The sequence below is a fragment of the Paenibacillus sp. FSL R5-0923 genome (genome assembly GCF_038009145.1).
In the GTDB taxonomy this organism is placed as follows: Bacteria; Bacillota; Bacilli; order Paenibacillales; family Paenibacillaceae; genus Paenibacillus_AQ.
In genome coordinates this window covers 2167222-2187603 of sequence record NZ_JBBPAT010000001.1, presented here as the reverse complement: position 1 = coordinate 2187603, position 20382 = coordinate 2167222, and the positions used below count along the sequence as shown (strand labels likewise).

The 20382-nt window shown below is 45.2% G+C and carries 23 protein-coding genes and 1 other annotated feature; all 23 genes read right to left on the bottom strand.

The window, feature by feature from the left end:
• Positions 1-17: 17 nt before the first annotated feature.
• The gene (locus MKX35_RS09700; protein WP_042191151.1) at positions 18-1304 is read right to left on the bottom strand and encodes a homoserine dehydrogenase; all 1287 of its coding nucleotides are present in this window, start codon (positions 1302-1304) and stop codon (positions 18-20) included.
• A 36-nt stretch (positions 1305-1340) separates the two neighbouring features.
• Positions 1341-1778 (bottom strand): ACT domain-containing protein, encoded by a 438-nt coding sequence (locus MKX35_RS09695; RefSeq protein WP_042130552.1) that lies wholly within the window; start codon positions 1776-1778, stop codon positions 1341-1343.
• Positions 1779-1936: 158 nt separating this feature from the next.
• The gene (locus MKX35_RS09690; protein WP_076300745.1) at positions 1937-3298 is read right to left on the bottom strand and encodes a hypothetical protein; all 1362 of its coding nucleotides are present in this window, start codon (positions 3296-3298) and stop codon (positions 1937-1939) included.
• Positions 3299-3352: 54 nt separating this feature from the next.
• Positions 3353-4123: a hypothetical protein gene (locus tag MKX35_RS09685; RefSeq protein WP_076300744.1), complete on the bottom strand. Its 771-nt coding sequence runs from the start codon at positions 4121-4123 to the stop codon at positions 3353-3355.
• Positions 4124-4137: 14 nt separating this feature from the next.
• Positions 4138-4884: a hypothetical protein gene (locus MKX35_RS09680; protein WP_076300743.1), complete on the bottom strand. Its 747-nt coding sequence runs from the start codon at positions 4882-4884 to the stop codon at positions 4138-4140.
• A gap of 11 nt (positions 4885-4895) precedes the next feature.
• The gene (locus tag MKX35_RS09675) at positions 4896-6215 is read right to left on the bottom strand and encodes an SPFH domain-containing protein (RefSeq protein WP_076300742.1); all 1320 of its coding nucleotides are present in this window, start codon (positions 6213-6215) and stop codon (positions 4896-4898) included.
• A gap of 212 nt (positions 6216-6427) precedes the next feature.
• Positions 6428-7738, bottom strand: coding sequence for a GTPase ObgE (gene obgE / locus MKX35_RS09670; RefSeq protein ID WP_076300741.1), 1311 nt, complete (start codon positions 7736-7738; stop codon positions 6428-6430).
• 15 nt (positions 7739-7753) lie between these two features.
• Complete coding sequence (locus MKX35_RS09665; RefSeq protein WP_076300740.1) at positions 7754-8494, bottom strand: Spo0B domain-containing protein; 741 nt, start codon at positions 8492-8494, stop codon at positions 7754-7756.
• A gap of 280 nt (positions 8495-8774) precedes the next feature.
• On the bottom strand, positions 8775-9086 hold the full coding sequence (gene rpmA, locus MKX35_RS09660) for a 50S ribosomal protein L27 (RefSeq protein WP_042130564.1): 312 nt from the start codon (positions 9084-9086) through the stop codon (positions 8775-8777).
• Positions 9087-9103: 17 nt separating this feature from the next.
• The gene (locus MKX35_RS09655; protein ID WP_042191166.1) at positions 9104-9439 is read right to left on the bottom strand and encodes a ribosomal-processing cysteine protease Prp; all 336 of its coding nucleotides are present in this window, start codon (positions 9437-9439) and stop codon (positions 9104-9106) included.
• Between the two features lie 12 nt (positions 9440-9451).
• A complete protein-coding gene (gene rplU, locus MKX35_RS09650; protein WP_042130566.1) occupies positions 9452-9763 on the bottom strand; it encodes a 50S ribosomal protein L21 in 312 nt (103 codons plus the stop codon).
• 14 nt (positions 9764-9777) lie between these two features.
• Positions 9778-9863 (bottom strand) — a sequence feature (ribosomal protein L21 leader region).
• 62 nt (positions 9864-9925) lie between these two features.
• Positions 9926-11167: an Rne/Rng family ribonuclease gene (locus tag MKX35_RS09645; protein WP_042194404.1), complete on the bottom strand. Its 1242-nt coding sequence runs from the start codon at positions 11165-11167 to the stop codon at positions 9926-9928.
• Positions 11168-11225: 58 nt separating this feature from the next.
• Positions 11226-12068 carry a M50 family metallopeptidase gene (locus MKX35_RS09640; protein ID WP_076300739.1) on the bottom strand — a complete coding sequence of 281 codons (843 nt, stop codon included), beginning with the start codon at positions 12066-12068 and terminating at the stop codon, positions 11226-11228.
• Positions 12061-12924, bottom strand: coding sequence for a M23 family metallopeptidase (locus tag MKX35_RS09635; RefSeq protein WP_042191169.1), 864 nt, complete (start codon positions 12922-12924; stop codon positions 12061-12063). Before MKX35_RS09635 ends, MKX35_RS09640 begins: the two co-directional genes overlap by 8 nt.
• 177 nt (positions 12925-13101) lie before the next feature.
• Positions 13102-13896, bottom strand: a complete 795-nt coding sequence (gene minD / locus MKX35_RS09630; protein WP_042130573.1) for a septum site-determining protein MinD — start codon at positions 13894-13896, stop codon at positions 13102-13104.
• Between the two features lie 5 nt (positions 13897-13901).
• Positions 13902-14561, bottom strand: a complete 660-nt coding sequence (minC, locus tag MKX35_RS09625; protein WP_042191171.1) for a septum site-determining protein MinC — start codon at positions 14559-14561, stop codon at positions 13902-13904.
• 80 nt (positions 14562-14641) lie between these two features.
• The gene (mreD, locus tag MKX35_RS09620; RefSeq protein ID WP_081383060.1) at positions 14642-15172 is read right to left on the bottom strand and encodes a rod shape-determining protein MreD; all 531 of its coding nucleotides are present in this window, start codon (positions 15170-15172) and stop codon (positions 14642-14644) included.
• Positions 15172-16050 (bottom strand): rod shape-determining protein MreC, encoded by an 879-nt coding sequence (mreC, locus tag MKX35_RS09615; protein ID WP_042191173.1) that lies wholly within the window; start codon positions 16048-16050, stop codon positions 15172-15174. Before mreC ends, mreD begins: the two co-directional genes overlap by 1 nt.
• 62 nt (positions 16051-16112) lie before the next feature.
• Complete coding sequence (locus MKX35_RS09610) at positions 16113-17147, bottom strand: rod shape-determining protein (protein WP_042191174.1); 1035 nt, start codon at positions 17145-17147, stop codon at positions 16113-16115.
• Between the two features lie 39 nt (positions 17148-17186).
• Complete coding sequence (gene radC / locus MKX35_RS09605; protein WP_042191176.1) at positions 17187-17876, bottom strand: RadC family protein; 690 nt, start codon at positions 17874-17876, stop codon at positions 17187-17189.
• A gap of 24 nt (positions 17877-17900) precedes the next feature.
• Positions 17901-18497, bottom strand: coding sequence for a Maf family protein (locus tag MKX35_RS09600; protein ID WP_042191178.1), 597 nt, complete (start codon positions 18495-18497; stop codon positions 17901-17903).
• Between the two features lie 34 nt (positions 18498-18531).
• Entirely contained in the window at positions 18532-18777 is a 246-nt protein-coding gene (locus tag MKX35_RS09595; RefSeq protein ID WP_042191180.1) for a DUF4321 domain-containing protein, read from the bottom strand.
• A 240-nt stretch (positions 18778-19017) separates the two neighbouring features.
• The gene (locus tag MKX35_RS09590) at positions 19018-20253 is read right to left on the bottom strand and encodes an SPOR domain-containing protein (RefSeq protein ID WP_076300738.1); all 1236 of its coding nucleotides are present in this window, start codon (positions 20251-20253) and stop codon (positions 19018-19020) included.
• Positions 20254-20382 lie beyond the last annotated feature (129 nt).

Genomic DNA, 20382 nt, shown 5'->3' with positions numbered 1-20382 from the left:
ATAGTCCATCTAAAGTGCTAACCTTCCACACGGTAGTGACTCTTGATCCGGTGGATGACTTTCAGTTCATTAAAGTGACGCAGCACTTTATTCATACTTGCTTTGCTGGCGTTATGGGTAACAATAATAATCTCCGCATCAGGATTATTTGGATTGGCTTGCTGAACTACCGAATCAAGACTCACGTCATACTCGGCAAACACCTGAGTAATCTTGGCCAATACGCCTGCTTTATCATCAACGTGTAAAAGTAGGAAGTTTTTATAAAAGATATCCTCATCACTCTTAAGCTTCTTCTGCTTATAAGGTACTTTTTGCTTCAATCCATTAACACCCAGCTTGAGGTTCTTAATAATGGCTACCAAGTCAGCTACTACCGAAGTTGCCGTTGGCATTGCACCCGCGCCCGCACCATAGAACATTGTCTCTCCTACTGCCTCACCATACACATAAACTGCATTGAAGACACCATTTACAGATGCAAGTGGGTGACTTGCTCGAATCAAGGTCGGTTGAACACTGATACTGAATTCCTCATCCTGACGTTCAGCAATGCCTAGCAGCTTAATTTCGTATCCGAGACGCTTTGCAAAGGCAATATCGGCTTTACTCACTTCTGAAATCCCGCTCACACTGACGTCATGTAGCTCCACGTTAGTACGGAAGCCTAGGGTCCCGAGAATCGCCATTTTGCGGGCAGCATCCAGACCTTCAACATCGGAAGTTGGATCAGCCTCTGCATATCCTAAATCCTGCGCTTCTTTTAACACATCATTATAGGATGCGCCTTCTTGGCTCATTTTGGTTAGTATGTAATTAGTTGTTCCATTCACAATACCTATAATCTTCATGATCTTATCTGAAGAAAAGCCTTCGATAAGCGTCCGAATAATCGGAATACCACCTGCAACGCTAGCCTCATAAAAGACATCACATTGCTTCTCTTGCGCCTTAGCCAGAATCTCCGAACCGTGCAGCGCCATCAAGTCCTTATTCGCAGTTACGACATGTTTACCGCGGTCCAAAGCTTCAAGAATATATTCCTTTGTTCCATCGATACCACCCATCACTTCAACGATTACATCGATCTCAGGGTCACGAATAACATCCCATGGATCTGTTGTTATTTTGGCAGGGTCGACCTCAATATCACGGAGCTTATTGGAATTATTCACCGCTATGCGCTCAATGAGTATTGGAGAGCCTACTTGACTGCTCAAATCCTCCTGATTTCCTTCCACGATACGAACTACACCTGTACCAACTGTTCCCAGACCCAGCAATCCTACTTTAACCGGCTTCATCAGTATCCTCCTAAAAGTTTTACGTATATAATTTCTCTATCCCTGTCCAACGATTAGGGCGCGCTTCACTCCCGGAATATTCTTCAGACTATCAAGCATCTCTCCGAGCTCCTCATTCAAATGTGAGATTTCCACGGAAATCACCACATTCGCTCGTCCTTGTAGGGGAATACTCTGGTGAATCGTCAGCACGTTAGCCCCATGCCCCGCCACAGATCCTAGAACCTTGGAGAGCATCCCCGATTCATGTTCCAAATCCATGGAGATCGTAACAATTCGCTCACGTTCGAGCTGATGGATCAGGTGAATGCCATCCTTGTATTTATAAAAAGCGCTCCGGCTTAATCCTACCTGTTCTACACCCTCATGTACGGTCTTCGCATCCCCGGCCTCAAGCAATTGTTTGACCTGCATAGTCTTAAGTACGGCATCAGGTAATATGTCCTCACGGACCAAATAATAGCGTTCTTTCACGAACGTCCTCACCTCAAAGACTTTTGTGTTTTCTTAGTGGACATTATATCGGAAAAGACTTATAAAATGCAATAACTTTATATGTATACTCTGAGGCCAGGGAGTACGGTGCAGCAAAACCCCCGGATTCCCGGGGGCAGCAGGCAATCGTATGTACACTAACTGTATGGAATCGTCGTCCCGCAATAGTCACAGATTTTATCCTGCCCAGGAAGTACTCTACTCTTAGCACCGCAACTCGAACAAACGATGGATTTCGGCAGTTGGACAGGTGGCTTAGGCCTATTCTCCGGTAATGACTGCCGCCCAGATGATGGCTGGTTCTCTGATGCCGCGGAGGGCTGTGCCCGGTCAGGATGCACAAGATTGGGCGCTTGTTTATCTAAGAGCTTAACACGTCCTTCATAATAGACAAGATCAGAAGCAAGTAACCCCCATCTCACCAAATACCGTAGGTCTCTACGTACATCATCTTCACTTTGTTTCGTGATATCAGCTAAATTACCAATATGTCTAACATCATCCACTATGATCAGCATGAGATACTTCTTGCACAGAAAATCAAAGTTTTCTGTTGCGAAGGTAGCCCTCCCTGCAAAGCTGTCCGCCGGAATTATAAAGATCAAGTAGAGGACCACCAGAATGATCAATAAAGTGAACCACTTAAAATCCCCTTTGTAGGTCCCCACGGCGAAGAGGACGGCAAGTTCCATAAAAGCTCCCATACATACATGATAGAGCAATTTGTAGTTAAATGATTTCCGCTCATTCTTATAATGAGTGCTTACAAAACGAAGCATCGCAAGTACAAACCCAAGCGGAGCAAACAAATAGGCAATCGCCATGATGATTCGATCAAACACTGTCCGGTCTCGCTTGTTACGGTAGCGAAGGTTATTCTCAGGCGCACGCACCAGTGCTTGTGCCCGTTTGGAATAAATAAGCTTCGGCGGCAATTTTACAAATGGATTGTCTACACGTCCTTCATAATAAACAATATCTGGAGAAAGTACTCCCTGATCTTTTAAATATTCCAAAACCTCGCGGACGTTCTCTTCACTGAATCCGCGAATATCGGATAGGCTGCCGATATGCCTTATGCCGTCCACAAGAACCAAAGCGATATAGTCATTGCAAAGATAGGTGAATCCCTCTCTCCATCCTACGGCCCTAACCGACAATTTGATGGCGGGAATCCTAAACAATGCGTAGATAATCACCAGCCTGATCAAGAGTGCGACATAATCGATTTGACCGAGTAGCTTGCTAATAATGAAATAGATCGCCAATTCTACAAAGGCACCCATACACGCATGATAAAACAGGTTAATATTGCTTGCTTTGCGCTGTCTCTTGGAATGTGTAGATAATAACCGAATGGCAGCCAATATAAAGCCAACCGGAGCAAATACATACGCAAACACAATAGTCGTATAATCAAACGCCGTCCGCTCATATTCGTGCTTATATATCGGTTTGCCTGTTGTTGGTGGCTGCCTTCGTATATCCAATTTACTCATCTTTTATCTCCCCTAGTTAAGTTATATCTACAATGCTCAGGGAGAACCTTGGCATTAACTGTACGATATCATCGTGCCACAGTATTCACAGCTCTTAGACTGACTAGGCTGAACCGTGTTCTGTGCTCCGCAGCCCGGACAACGGATGGACTTAGGCAGCAGCGGTGAGGACTGCGGTTGAGAATGAATCTGTTGTCCCGAAGCTTGGGCTCCGAAGCCTGAAGTCCTTTCAGGATGTACAAGATTAGGTGCTGCCATGGATGGATCTGGCGTCTGACGCCCCTCGGAAAGTACAATATCAATATCCAGTAATCCTTTATTCTTTAGATACTGGACATCTCTCCGTACATCGCTTTCGCTTTGACCTATCCGTTCAGATATACTGCCGACATATCGGATATTTTTATTTTGAATCAGTTCTATATAAGAAGTGTTAAGCTTAGAAAGTGTATATTTAGCTTTTGCTGTCACACTCGCAAGAATAAGTGCCGGAATCAAAAATATAACTGCAAGGAAAATCTGGATCGTTAATAATTCGGAAGTTCCAGTGTTTCCACTCATGGTATCCACAAACATTGCAACAGAGAGTTCAACAAATCCTCCGATAAATACATGCATGATCAGATTTAGATTGGTGGGTCTCCGATGATTTTTATAATGAGTTAGCATCAAACGTAACAATGCAAGAACGAGTCCAATGGGTGTGAATAGATAAGCTGCTGCAAGAATGACATAATCAAACCCAGTCCGGTCTAATTTAATCAGAGGAACCGCTGCACTCCCCGCTGGGGTCGGTGACGGCTCTTGTATGTTCAATCTGTTCATGTAGTTATTTCCTCCTATTTAAGTGCCGCTAATTCCCGATTTCGCCGCTCTAGTGTAGCTTTAATACTGTCGGCCATTTCGTTGATTTCAGCTTGCCAGTTCTCATGTGGCTCATTTGTCATGAGCAGAAGCTTCACATGATCATGCAACAGGGAGATCTGCTGATGCATGATATCCTCAGTAGCATATAAAGATGGATCTGATACAGGATCACTGAACTTGAATTGATCTCGTAACTTATTGAGCACTTGTACAAGCTGTTCAGTTTCGGGATTCTTCCAGCTGCTTGCCAGCGCACTGATCTCGTTTATTTCACTCTGATGCTGCCGAAAAGCTTGCAAGGACCTCTGTATTTGCTGTTCTTCTGTTCCGGCATTCCATCCATAAATCCCGATCACAGCCAGTGTGATTCCACCAATCAAAAGAATCAGCAGTTGAACCGCAGCATACCACAGAGGGGACAACTCCAGTAGCCAATCGAAGACAATAGCCGATGCGAATACTCCAACCGCATAAATCCCCGTGATGATTGCACCGCTGAGAAGAACGGGTGAGGTCCGCTGCACACTACCTGCAGTACGGAGCCAAAAAATACAATAGCCATACACCACACTCTCCGCCAGCAGAACAGCAACTAGCGAAATCACGAATCGAAACAGTGATTCAGAGAAGCCTAACCCTATAAAGGAGAACACCGTTAGTATTATAGCAGCCACATAAATAATGGTGATGATACGAATATAACTTTTGCCCTTGTTCATAACGTCCTCCTTCAGCCTGCTCTTGTTCCACACTCTGCACAAAATTTCTGTCCAGGCTTCAGCTCATGCCCACAACCTCCGCATTTAATAACCAAACTATCTCCACAGTGAGGACAGAATTTCACCCCTGGTGATACCATTTCTCCACATTTACCACAGGCTTTAGGCATTTCTTTTCCACAAGAGACACAGGAAGATGCACCCTCAGGATTATCTGCTCCACAGGTTGGACAAGCACGATAAGGATTGCCACAACCAGGACAGAACTTGGCTCCTGCTTTCAATTCATGACCACATTCCAAACAATTGATCTTGTTTCCGGACGATGCGCTTTGCTGAATGCTCTCCAGAGCATGCCCACAGCCACTACAGAACCTTCCCTCAACAGAATTCATAACCCCACACTTCGAACAGGAGCGCTCTTGGCGCACAACTGTAGTCCCTGAATCAAAACTCATCCCTCGGGTCATACGATTCACCATATCCATAGCCGGTCCAGCGAATCCCATACCAAGTCCAAGCCCCATCCCGGTGTTCATCATGCCTACTCCAAGATTGCCAGGATTACCTGCTGCTTTTTCCATCGTGTTAAAGCCACGCTCCTGTTGATAGTTGAAGCCGATAATATCCATTTCTGCTTTTTTAGCTAAAGCTTCCTTTAATCGAATCGTTGCCGGATCATCATCAGGAATATTAATGGAATCAATATAGAAATTATTCAGCTCAAGTCCATTATCCAGAAAAGTTGATGCTAGCCGCCCCTGGATATGCTTTGAGATCTCTGCAACATAGGCATTAATCTCCAGTATACTGATTTGCTTATGTACAAGGTAGGATGAAATCAGTTCATTTATATTCGACATAAGCAAGCCGCGGAAATAATTCACGAGCGTATCGTGATCAAACTGAGGAAGCGTTCCAACAAGCTGCAACAAAAATTTGCGCGGATTATCAACCTTTACACCAAACTGTCCAAAGGAACGAACAGAAATCATAATTTTGTATTTAGGATCCTGGAGTTGTAAAGGTGCGCTGGTTCCCCATTTAACATTCATCGAATTGGTCTTGTTCACATACCATACTTCTGCTGTGAACGGCGACTTCCCACCGAAAGGAAGATTGACGATATTAGATAAAATAGGAATATTGGCGGTGCTCAGGGTGTGCCGCCCTGCTGTAAAGGAATCAAGCGCTTGTCCGCCCTTGAATAGGATCACTTCCTGAGATTCATTAACGATTAGCTGAGTCCATGTCCCTAGCTCTTGGTTAGGATATTTCCATGCGAAAATCCCCGGAGGACCGTCGTACTTCACCACTTCTATAATTGCCATCTGCTATTCCCTCTTTCATCATCTATGATATATGAATAACGTATGCGTTCCCGGATGGGAAATTGTGTATTTCGATATTAATTGTATACGATATATATCGTGATTTGGGTTCTTTTCACGAAAAAAATATACTCGATATGGAAATAAAAAAAGCGCGGCTTGTGTCTTCCTTTACAGGAGAACACAAGTCGCGCTTTGTAATCAGCTAAATATTAATAGTAACTGCTATTCTCTACGAACTCGAATTCGAACTCACCAATACGGACAATAGTCCCCTCTACAGCTCCACGTTTACGAAGCTCTGCATCTACACCCATATGTCGCAATGTACGGGCGAGCTTTAGAATCGCATCATGTGTACTAAGCTGCATACGTTTCAACATTTTCTCGATACGAGGGCTGTTGACCACATATGTTTCATTATCACGTGTAATGGTGAACGAGTTATTATCTTCCGCTTCTAGCTTATAAACCTTACGTTCAGTTGTTCCTGATACTTCTTCAACTACCGGTGCCACCGGAATACTATCAAGAATATCCGTTGCACGATATAACAGTTCCTGAACACCCTGACGGGTAAGCGAGGAGATTGGCATAACCTCAAGATCCGGACGCAGCTCAGCTACGCGTTCTCGGAAAGCGATGAGATTCTCCTCTGACTCTGGCATATCCATTTTATTCGCGGCCACGATCTGAGGACGATCAATTAGAGTCGCATTGAATTGCTTCAGCTCGTCATTAATGAGAACCCAATCCTCGAAGGGATCACGCCCCTCTGAACCAGACATGTCCACTACGTGAATAATGATCCGTGTACGTTCAACGTGACGCAGGAATTCATGACCAAGCCCTATGCCTTCACTAGCTCCCTCAATTAATCCTGGCAGATCCGCCATTACAAAGCTTCGTCCATCCCCAACATCTACTACACCTAAGTTCGGTGTAATCGTAGTGAAATGGTATGCACCAATCTTTGGTTGAGCTGCGGATACGACCGACAGTAGCGTAGATTTGCCCACACTCGGGAAGCCTACAAGTCCCACATCAGCCATAACCTTAAGTTCCATAACAATATACCGCTCTTGACCTTCTTCGCCGTTCTCTGCTAGCTCTGGAGCCTTATTAGCTGCTGTTGCAAAACGAGCATTCCCACGACCCCCACGACCCCCACGGGCAACAACAACTTGCTGACCATGACGAGTCAAATCGGCGATGATCTCTTGAGTATCATCGTCAATTAATATGGTTCCAGGTGGAATCCGCACGATCATATGATCAGCGTTCGCCCCATGCTGACTTCTGTTACGTCCTTTAATCCCTTTGTCCGCTTTAAAATGGCGTTGATAACGGAAATCCATCAGCGTACGCAAGCCCTCATCTACGCGGAAGATAACGTCGCCACCACGGCCACCGTCACCACCTGCTGGACCACCATCCGGTACATACTTTTCCCGGCGAAACGCAACGATACCATCCCCGCCGTCTCCGCCCTTAACATAAATCTTAGCTTTATCTACGAACATTAATGTTCACCTTCCTCACATTTCAAGCGGCAAACGCAGCTCTACATAAGCCTTGCTGGGCTTAAACTGCTCCGCTTTCATGATTTTCCCTTGTACTATATTATAAATTTGCCCTTTGAGCTGCTCGGGATTGCCATGCTCTCCCTCACCTTCGAAGGAGATAAGAATGTCTCCTCCATCCTGAATAAAGCCAAGACGCAGCTTGCGCGTTTCACCCTGAGGAGCCAGTCCGTTATATTGATAAGCTCGTACGGTCTGCATGATCACTGAAGTCAGCTCATCTCCTGCTTCCCGGTTTAGCTTCTCCTCCAGTTGCAATCCTTCCTCCACTTGAACTTCCAGTTCCAGACTAGTCCGGTAAGTTCGGAAAGATTGGATATAGAAGACCAATGAAGGAATGCCCAGCTTAGCGATACGACTATCAAGCGCTATGCGTTCCTTTATTCTTTCCACACACTCCACGGATTTATCAGGCTTTCCAAGCTGAATATATCCGTAAAGAATCTGCAAATCATTCATCCAATCATGACGATGATGATTCAGTGTCCGAATCGCCGCCTGTTGCAGAGTGTTCTCTTGTATACGCAGTTCCCGTTCCCAATGACGCTGATTCCAAATCAAACTGAAAGCAACCGTTGCTGCTACCCAAATTCCAAGCAACAGACACGTCAAAAGGGAGGTATGCCAATACACGAGTCCTAAAGGAAGCATTACGGATAACATGACTGCCCAGATTGCACTTTTCCAGGATTTCATTCTTTCTCCCCGTCCCTCAGTTCGCAAAATTCATGACTTCGTTTAGATTATTACCCTCATCAATTACCATTTCCTAGTATAACACAGCAGTTCCCTGTAGTTCACCAGAGATAACCGTGAGATTTCACATATGTCTAAGGATGTTTATGTTTTCTTAAAACTCTGAAGGTCTACATTTCTAAAGTGCTCAAAGGTATCCACATACGCTTCTGAATATTCTACAAAAAAGCCTCCGGCACTCATGCCGGAGGCTTCTACATGCAAATATGGTTCCGTAAGCTTACGCTTCCAGTGCCGCTGCTACCGGAGCGACATCAACTGGGTATACGCTCACTTTTTTGCGATCGCGGCCCCAACGTTCGAACTTCACTACGCCATCCACCAATGCGAACAACGTATCATCTTTACCGATGCCTACGTTAGTGCCTGGGTGAATTTTTGTTCCGCGTTGACGAACCAAGATGTTACCGCCGGTTACTGCTTGACCGTCAGCACGTTTCACGCCAAGACGTTTGGAATGGGAATCCCGTCCGTTTTTTGTGGAACCTACACCTTTTTTCGATGCGAACAATTGAAGATTCAATTTCAACATGTTGTCAACCTCCTTCTTTAAATATTTACTTGCTCTATTTGAAGATACTTTCCGTATGATTCTGCGATATCATTTAGCATCACGACCATGGATTCAAGCAGCAATTGCACCTTCGCGGAAGTATCGAAATCATCAATGGAACCTAATGTTCCACTTAGGAATCCGTTCTTCATGGATGTATCCATGGAGATTCCGGTCAAAGTCTCAATCGAATTGACGGTTCCAACCGTTACGGCCGAAACACCGGCACATACGATATCTTCGCCACGCTTTGCATAACCCGCGTGCCCTTTTACCTCAAAGCCAACGATAGTTCCTAGATCCGAAGATCGTGTAATCCGTACGTTAATCATTCACGCACCTTCTTACGCTTGAATCTTCTCGATAGTTACTTTCGTGTACGGTTGACGATGGCCTTGTTTCTTGTGGTAGTTCTTCTTAGGTTTGTATTTGTAAACTACAACCTTAGCGCCTTTACCATGTTTCTCGACTTTAGCTGTTACAGACGCGCCGCTTACGAGCGGAGTTCCTGCAGTCAGACCACCTTCGTTAGAAACAGCCAATACACGGTCAAAAGTTACACTTGCGCCGTCTTCAGCTTCCAACTTCTCAATGAACAAAACATCGCCCTCTTGGACTTTGTATTGTTTACCGCCAGTTTCGATAATTGCATACATTTTACTTGCACCTCCTCATGTCTCAGACTCGCCTAGTCTAGGTGGCAGATTCCCGTGGGAACTGCGCTTATGTACCCGATCGGAGCGGTTACAGCATGTGCAGGACCGAATCAATCAAACACATACTTGAAGATATTATCATACTTATCGCCCATCGTCAACTCATTCCATCCATTCTCCAACTTTCCCAGTCCCTCCGCAGCACTGACAAAGGATAGGTGCGAAGCTGGCTGAATCATGTCTTGCCTTCTTCCGGGTCATCTCGAGGAGTCCAAGTCTTGTCCAACCGAGAATATGGGTTTTGGTTCGATCCTTGCAGATCACTTTCTCCAGCCGCTCGGTAACCATTTTACGGTGTATTTCTTCTTCCATATCAATAAAATCAACAATAATAATTCCGCCCGTATCTCGCAAACGGATCAGACGACCAATCTCCTCTGCTGCAAGCAAATTAGTATTCGTCACCGTCTCTTCAAGGGATGCTCCTCCAATGTATTGCGCAGTGTTCACGTCAATAACGGTGAGCGCCTCCGTCTCATCCCAGATCATTGTCGCTCCGCCCTCCAGCGTGATCTTGCGACTGAAGCTCTTGTGCAACTGTTCCTGTACCCCATAAGCTGTAAAAATGGACTCCGGTCCATTATATAAACTCACAGGCTTGTACCCATCAGGTGCCATGTCATCCAGAAATGCCTTGGCTTCTTTAACTGCAACTGGAGAATCTATAATCAACTGATCACGCTGTGGATTAAAAGCATCTCTTATAAAACGCTGAACAATACTAAGATCACGATGAAGTAGAGCTGGGGCTTCTGCAGTTTGTGCCCGACGTGTAATGTTATCCCATTGCGCACGTAAAAATGAAAGATCACCCTCCACTGCTTCATGCGGCTCATCCTGAGAGACAGTCCGCATAATAACCCCCTCTTCTTTCATTCGCAGACGTTCACCAATTCCTTTGAGCCGGCTACGTTCTGCATCGCGACTTATTTTTTTGGATACCCCAACATAATCGGCAAAAGGCATGTACACCATCCAGCGACCGGGCAATGTATAATGGGTCGTTACACGCGCACCTTTGCCGCCACTAGGCTCTTTTCTTACTTGTACAACAATATCCTGACCCGGCTGCAAAAGCGTCTCGATAGAAGGCTTCACATCCGGCTGTCTATCCAAATGAGGGTGCAATACATCATCAACATATAAAAAAGCATTCTTCTTCTGTCCAATGTCAACAAAAGCAGCCTGCATACCTGGAAGTACGTTAATCACACGGCCTTTATAATAACTTCCGACCAGCCCTTGCTGCTGATCGCGTTCAGCCGCGTACTCCACAAGCCTTCCGTTCTCCAGAAGAGCCATTCGGGTAATGTGCTGCGTGCAGTGAACGATCATCTGTTTCATGGCTTCACCTCTGGTTTCGTTCATTCATTCATCCCTTCTCACGCTCTGCATAAATACACTACATTCCGAAGTAGGTAGATATTAAGCGCTGTTCCGGCACAACAGCAACAACATTTCCTTCGCCGTTTAATACATAGATAAAATGATATTGATTACGTTTAAATAGACGCAATATAGCATCTAAAGGTTTCGCAGATAAGGCAACAATTGGACGAGCCACACTTCCTGTCCGCAAATGATACTCATAAACCGCCTCCCTATTCATCAAAAATGCAACAAATCGGTACGGTAAATTCCGATGATCCGTGAGATTTGAATACAATAAAAAAGCACCGATCATAACCATATTCAGCCTCAAGCCTCCGCCCGCTCCAAGAGGCAATAGCGCATAAACAATCACAAAAATGCTTGCAGCAACACTCACTCGTCCGCTCCATAGCAAAGTATAGTAATAAGGAAGAAATAAACTAACTGTAGCCTGAAGTACTTTGCCTCCGTCAAGTGGCAGAACAGGCAAAAGATTAAAGAGCGCAATAATGGCATTAGCATTTATAAAATAGACTAAAAATTCCTGATTACCATAACCTGCTTGCTGAAGCCCAAGAGCCATAACAATCATGATTCCATTTTGCAGCGGACCGGCAAGTGCAATACCAATCTCACGACTAGCGGTGAGCCGCCCATGATCCTCAATAACCGCAACTCCGCCAAACGGAAGAAGCTGAACCGATTTGACTGTAACACCAACTAAAAGGGCAGCCACCACATGTCCTATTTCATGAATGAGGACGATCGTAAATAAAGTTAGCAACTCCAGAAATTGTCCTGTGAGTACAGAGAACAACATAATGATTACGAACAATGGATGTAGTGACAGATCGATCCCTAAGATCCTAATCAAACGATACCACTTCTGTAGGATCAATATAAGTCTTGTCTTTCATCACTGCAAAGAATAGCGTTGGAGCTGAGGAGCCCTCTTTCTCCAGCATCCACCCGAGTTCATCTCCACTCTGAATCCAGTCATCAATCTCCAGCTTAGTGCCATTTAAATGTCCGTATTCTGCTGTGATTCCTCCAGAATGTTGAACTGCAATTCGAATGCCACCGTCCAATTCTTTGGAAATGGAAAGAACACGTCCCATGTCTATACTCTTCACCGTCACATTTGAGGTTGAATCGATTTGAGGCATAATTTCTACACCTTTTAGCGTGGAGGCAAAGGGCTCCACAATGCTTCCAGCTACCGGAGCACTAAGCTCATGTTGAGCTGCTGCCTTTTGAGCAGGTTCGTCTTTGTCACCAAATATCGGTATGAACGCCGGTGCACCATTAAAATTCTCCTCATACCAGACCCGCACTGCTGTGAAATCCATGTCATTACTCAAGGCATCACTAATAAAGGCTTGGACTTTATAGGACCATGGCTGGTGAACTGTAAAAACTCCCCACACCGCTCCAAACACAAGCACACTGGCTATAACCCGTCGAATAAAACCGGAAGAAAATTTAGAACCTCCTCCTCCTGGTTCCTCCCAGCCACCCCGTCTCTCTTTCCACATCACTTCCGGATCAGGCTCTATAGATGATTGCTCCTCATTTTTCTTAAACCCCGTACCCCACTCCTTGAAGCTCGTACTCTTTTCGGGCATAACGAATAACGGAGGCACCTCTGCTGTTTCTATATTCGGGATTTCCTCCAGCAAACTACGGATACGCTCCTTACGGCGATTCTTGATATCTGATTTGAGATCCATGTTTATCCCTCCGGACGGGCTTGTTTTACTTCCATTTTATGAAGCACGGAAGTCTCTTTAGAACAAGCCCACCCAAGGTGGAGCACTTAAATACCACTAAATAAATAAATCCCACCCATAGATTTCTCTAGTGGTGGGACCGTTAATGCTTCTATAGTAAGATTGCTTGGTGCAGAATTAAGCCATACCGAAAAATTTCTTGAACTTCTTAAATGCTCCCGGTTTCCGATCAAGTTGCATTAGCGGCACAGCATCACCTAAAATTCTACGAGCAATATTGCGGTAGGCAATAGCTGCTGACGAATCGGGATTCATAACTGTAGGCTCTCCACTATTTGCGGCCTTAATGACCAGTTCATCATCCGGAACAATTCCGATAAGATCAATATTCAACACCTGTAAAATATCCTCAATATCAAGCATATCCCCAGACTTCACAAGACCTGGGCGAATACGATTTACCACCAGCTTTGGCGATTCCACATGTGACTGCTCAAGCAGTCCGATAATACGATCCGCATCCCGCACAGCAGCATGCTCTGGTGTGGTAACCACGATCGCTTTATCCGCACCGGCAATCGCATTGCGGAAGCCATGTTCAATCCCTGCTGGACAATCAATCAAAATATATTCATATTCCTTCTTCAGTTCGAGAATAATATCTTTTACTTGTTCAGGAGTGACGGACGTTTTATCCTTCGTTTGAGCTGCGGGCAACATATACAACTCATCAAAGCGTTTGTCTTTAACGAGTGCTTGATTTAGGCGACAACGACCCTCCGCTACATCCACAAGATCATAAATAATACGATTCTCAAGCCCCATTACTACATCCAGATTACGCAGTCCAATGTCGGTATCGACGAGACATACTTTTTTACCCTGCAGTGCAAGTGCGGTTCCAATATTGGCTGTTGTGGTTGTTTTGCCAACTCCGCCTTTGCCCGAGGTTACGACTATCGCTTCTCCCATGGAGGCTACACCCCTTTAAACACATTTAAATCCTGACGTACTTTGACTAAATTATGAATTTTATCGATTTGCATAGCTCCGTTCGTTAAATATGCAAACTCCATACTGCTTTCTCGGGTTTCCCACTCATCGGGAGGACGACTGATAATATCAGCAATTCGCAGTTGTGTCGGAGACATTAATGAAGCAGCGATAATCGCCTCTTCATTTCCATCTACTCCAGCATGCGCCATACCTCTAAGTGATCCTAGAATATAGATATCGCCTGAACAGGTAATAGTTCCTCCTGGGTTCACATCCCCCAGATATAAAAGATTTCCATCATGGTGCAGCACCTGACCGGAACGAAGAATCCCGCTCATAAGAAACAACGCGTCATTATCCTCACTGCCGGGCACTGGAAGCGCCTCTATGGAACGAATCAGTAGATTTCCCTGTCCCTTCAGAATCTCCAGCACAGCTTCCTTATCTTCCTCAGTTACGGGACGATTGCCCAGCTTAATATCTACATGGACAATCGGTCCAGTCAAAATATTTTGATGGCTGTGCTCCAGCTTATAGCGAAGCTCGCTCAGAAGATCTTCGAAGGGACACTTGTCGTCTAGCAGGAATATCAGGCCATCCTTGATGCCCTTAATCCTTACATGCTTGGATTTTACTGTCATATGCCTGGCCCCCTATCCTCATTCATTCGTGCCGGGCCCCTTAAATTCCTGCTTTATTAAGAAAGAAAATAGAAGCTTCTTTATGCCGCTTCTTCCGTACTCTTCTCTTTCTTGATCAGCTCAAGCTGGCGTCGTAACGGTATGTAGAGGATCAGAGCAATAGCAAAATGAAAGAGCATCGTTGGTAGCATATGATTCAAAATAGCCCAGCTATAAGGCTCCTGATTGAGATTGAATACACTATAAATACCAAATAACACACTATCCTCTAGCAAGCTTCCGAGCAGAATCACAGTCATCATAAGAGGCAGTGGCGCACGCGGAATCTGAAACAGAAGGCCGATTAAATAAGCCGACAGACCCATCGCAAAAGAATGTGCTCCTAGAATTCTGCCATAAAAAACGACATCATGTAATAGTCCGAAAGTTAGGCCCAGTATAAGCGCTGTATGACGATGATGATATACAGCCACGAACAATAGCACAACGAACACTAGATTCGGAATAATTCGCATCTGCCATACATCTGGAATCAGCCAAGGCAGAATGGTTCCCTCCAGAATGAACAAGAGGAACAGTAACAGAACAAGAACAGATCTGCGCATATTCACTATTCAGCACGCTCCTCCGTAAAAACAACAATCAGCTGCTTCCAGTCTTGAAATTCTGCTGAAGGCTTAATCACTGCTGTGGAGGTTAATCCAAATTCACCAACCTCAACGCTTTCAACTGTACCGATGGTCAATCCTCGCGGATACAATCCCCCAATACCAGAAGAAACGATAACATCCTTCGGCGCAATAGGATCACCTGGCGGGATCTTGTTCATCAATAACTTGTTTGTCTTCGGATCATAGCTTTCAATCATACCAAAGGTTTTGCCCTCTTTGTTAATAGCGGTTGCCGCAATTGGCGGCTGAGAATTAGGGTCATTCGTATCCATCATGGTCATCAGCTTTACCGTAGAGGTGAAATTGCTGACTTGACTAATAACACCCACCAAACCATCCACCGAAATCACAGACATATTTGGTCGAACGCCATCTTTAGCACCTAAATCGATTACAATCGTACTATTGCTTGGTTCTGTTGTCTGACTAACCACCTGCGCAATATGGTATTGATATTTATACAATTCCTCCTGAGCTTTCGTGAACTTCAACTGTTCCTTTAACTGCTCATTTTCTACCTGAATGAAATTGTATTGCGCTTTATCACGTGCATATTGGGCGGCTAGAATCTTCAGCTGCTCATTTTCCTTAGAAAGATCTTTCAGATTTCCGATATCTTCAAACAAGCCCGCTACATATCCAGCGGGCTTGTAGAACATTTTTTGCACGAAACCAGTAGTGTCTCTAAGAAAGTTCTCCGGCCAGGACAAGGAACTCCTTGATGCCAAGCTGAAGCCCATCACCACAATGAACAGCACCAGTGTAATCAACAGAATAAACAGACGTTTATTGCTTAAGAGTTTAAACAGTTTCAACACCCTCTAACAACAGTATTTCTCCCATAACAGGGGTTGACGTACACAAGTGGCAATACATAGGCTTATCTCTTAGAGCGAAGACTGGAACTGCTGCGACTCTTGAACAAATGGATATTATCAAGCGCCTTTCCTGTTCCAATCGCTACACAATCCAGAGGGTTCTCAGCGACAATAACTGGCATTCCGGTTTCACGCGCAAGCAGTTTATCCAAGTTACGAAGCAAGGCGCCTCCACCTGTCAAGACAATCCCGCGATCCATAATATCTGCTGCGAGCTCCGGTGGACATTTTTCCAAAGTTACTTTAACAGCTTCAATAATAGAACTCACTGTATCGGACAATGCTTCACAGATCTCATCAGAAGTAATTGTAAGCGTCTTTGGCAGGCCTGTAACGAGATCGCGTCCGCGAATTTCCATAGTCTCAGCTTTCTCAAGTGGCAAGGCAGAACCTACGTCCATTTTAAGCTGTTCCGAAGTACGTTCACCAATCATCAGATTGTACTGACGTTTGATGTACTGAATGATGGACTCATCCGCTTCATCACCCGCAACACGTACGGAACGACTAGTAACAATACCGCCGAGTGAAATTACAGCAACTTCAGTAGTACCTCCGCCGATATCAACAACCATACTTCCTGTTGGCTCCCATACCGGTAGATCTGCACCAATCGCTGCAGCAAAAGGTTCCTCGATAATGTAAGCTTCGCGAGCACCAGCTTGTCTAGTAGCATCTTCTACGGCACGTTGCTCTACAGCAGTAATGCCGGATGGTACGCAGACCATTACATTAGGGTGACGTTGGAACATAGAACGTTGTTTCTGTGCTTGACGAATAAAATATTTTATCATCGTAGCCGTTGTGTCAAAATCAGCGATAACGCCATCCTTCATCGGACGGATCGCACGAATGTTTCCCGGTGTACGACCGATCATCTTTTTAGCGGATTCACCCACGGCTTCAATCGTCTTAGTGTCAGTGTTAATGGCTACAACGGAAGGCTCTCTTACAACGATCCCCTTACCGCGTACATAGACAAGCGTATTCGCTGTCCCCAAGTCAATTCCTAAATCTTTCGTAAAACTACCCAACATGCTAATTCTCCTTTTCCTAAGTAAATCTTCACATTTATATTACATGTGTCCTTTTTCTTTCAAGCTTACAAAGCTGCTATCACCGATAATTAGATGATCTAACACGTCAATCCCGACAATCTCGCCTGCCTGAAGCAGTCTTGAGGTCAAGGAGATATCCTCCGGACTAGGCGTTGGATCACCACTAGGATGATTATGTGCGCATATGATAGAGGCACTACTACATTTTATAGCTGCTCGGAATACCTCACGAGGATGAACAATCGAAGCATTAAGACTGCCCATAGACAACGTTTCTTGTCCTATCACATGATTCTTCGTATTCAGAAACAAGCAGACAAAATGCTCCTTCTGCAGATAACGCAATTGCTCAGTCAGTATCTCCGCAGCGTCCTCAGGACAACGGATAATGACCGGCATGTTAAACCTGGAGTTCGCAAGGCGCCTTCCAAGTTCGATGCCTGCTTTTAGTTGCACGGCCTTGGCAGGGCCGATACCTTTGATTTCGGTCAGTTCTTCGATGCTAAGGTCAACTAGCCCACGCAGGCCACCGATTTTCCCCAGCATCTGCTGTGCAATATGAATAGCCGATTCACGGCGTGTTCCCGTACGCAGCAGAATGGCTAACAACTCCGCTTGACTTAATGATTCCGCCCCATAATGCATCATGCGCTCTCTTGGTCGTTCTTCATGGGGGAGGTCCCGCAGCATTACTGATTGCGACTCCATCCCTATCCCTCTTTCCCAAGCTTCCTACCGGTTCAATACAGTTATACCGAACTCGGACAGCATTTCGCCAAGAAGCGACAGCGGCAATCCGACAACATTGAAATAACAGCCTTCAATTCGTTCCACCAAGGTGGAGCCAAGCCCTTGTATCGCATAAGAGCCAGCCTTATCAGCGGGCTCTCCCGTAGCTATATAAGCAATAATTTCATTCTCCGTCATTGCTCTCATCGTTACGGAAGTAACACGGTGCTCCACTATAGTCTTTCCATGCGGAAGTCCAATACAGGCTACACCCGTGTATACCTTATGATTCCGGCCCTGAAGTCTGGTAAGCATCGATTTACTGTCCAGCTCGTCCACCGGTTTGCCTAGCACAGTGTTATCTAGTACAACAATCGTATCACTACCAATAATTACTGCGTTACGCTCTCCTGCTGCAGCCACTACAGCCTCTGCTTTTCGCAGAGCCAAACTGCGCACGATTTGCTCCGGCGTAAAGTCCGGTGGTGTGCTTTCATCAGCTTCGCTGGTAATGACCTCAAAAGGCAAGCCCAGTAAAGACAAAAGCTCTCGTCGACGCGGTGAACCTGAGGCTAAAATAATGTGTTGTGAGTTGTCCACGTTGTAAACGTCCCTTCTTGATCAGTAACGAGAGTTACAGTCTTCGGTACAGCCATACAGCTGTAATAATACCGACGAGACTTAGCATGCACAATTTCAAATGAATAGTGATGTCATAGGTTATGATGTCCAAATCGGCTCGCGGAGACCACTTAAGCACAGTCGATGTTGTTAGAAAAGAAAGAGCCTTTACCGGCTGCAGTAGCTTGGCGATCCAGGCTCCAGCCAGCCAGCCTAGAATTAGAAATAACAGCAGTGTTCCTACATTTTTCTTCTTCATCTCAGTCTTCCCTCGCCATTTTTTGACACCCTAATTATTATACGGTGAAATTGTGATCAATACAAACGTAAAATCCCTTACGGTAATGTTTACCACCATTTGCACTAAAAGTTGCGGAGCGATACCATCCTCCGTATCAATTATAGTTTAAGTTATATAGGGATAATTTCCTCTTTCGCGCCAAAACAGCAAGCCCCCACATCTGGAGGCTTGCTGTCTTTAATGTCAACAATCTATCAGTTAATTCATTGCAGTTAGCAGCTGTTTCTGGCTAGTCAAAAAGCTCAGCATCGATTCTTGCACTTCCCAAAGTAGGCCCTGAGCCTTGTTCTTGTTATATTCACTCCAGGCTGATATCCCTTGGCTCATTGATTTCTCTAACGCTGCGCAAATGCTTTTGGCTTCAGGAGATACGCCTTGTTCCAGCACTTTTACAGCTTCACTCCATTGCAGATGGAGATCACTCATAGCGGGGGTATTTGCTGTCGTACTAGTTTGGCCAGCGCTAAGTAAAGAAGCAGATTGACTGCTTAGTTCACTGAGCAGTTTCCCACTCACGGAGAAATAGTTCTTCACTTCCTCTGCATTACCGGTATAGACAAGCTGTTCAGCCCCGGGAAGTGCCACCTCTCTCACATACAGCTCAATACCCTGATTCTTTAGTCCGCTGCTAAGTAGCTTGGCCTGTTCACGGTCGGATGACATTCCAGCATACACACGATTGCCGTCGGCAGGATCCATACCCGCGGCCAAACCTGCAGTTAACAGCTCCTGACGAGCCTCTTCAGCGCCTGCAGGTGTACTGAATACTCCGTACTGCAGCAGATAATAGCTTTGCGCAGCTACTTGAACTGGGATGGTGTTCTTCCCTGCATTTTCAGTACCCGTCACTGGTAATCCTGATGTACCTACACCTGCCGGATCTTTAGCTCCACTGGACTGCACTGAAGTAGCCGCAATGTCTGCTGTCCCATTTCCAGAGCTACTGTCCATATTCCCTCCGTAAAAGAAAGAAAGTGCAGCATAACCAAGCAGTACCCCTGTGCCGATGGCTCCCGTAACAGAAAGAGCTAATTTCCACCAATACGAAGGACGTCGAGTATGATAAGAGCCTCCGTAACTGCCAGAGGATACATTCTCTAATTTATCCCTGCTATCCGAAACCATATCTGACAGAAGATACGATTGCTGTGTATATCTAAAATCCTTATCCTGTTCGTCCCATTCTTCCTGGCGTGGATCTACAGTACCCGAGTAATAGTCATAGGAATCTTCCGGTGGTGCCTCATGCGTGGAACGAAAATCAGGCTCATAAAGCCATGTTTGCTGTGCTGGACCTACCTCTTGACGCAGTCCCTCAGCGTACTCTTCAGCTGTACCCAATCCGCCATTTGACCAGCGCTCCACCACTTTAGGCTTTGGTTTAGGCTCGTCCTTGTTCACGTCAAATCGGAATGTCATTCTTCCGTTATTCAACAGTTACACCTCACCTCATCTAATCTATAAGTAAATATATGATAGACAATAGAGAGATATGCTATTTTTAAGCCATAGGAATTATGAAAGATTATGCAGATTCAGTTTACATTACATGTACCTTTTATA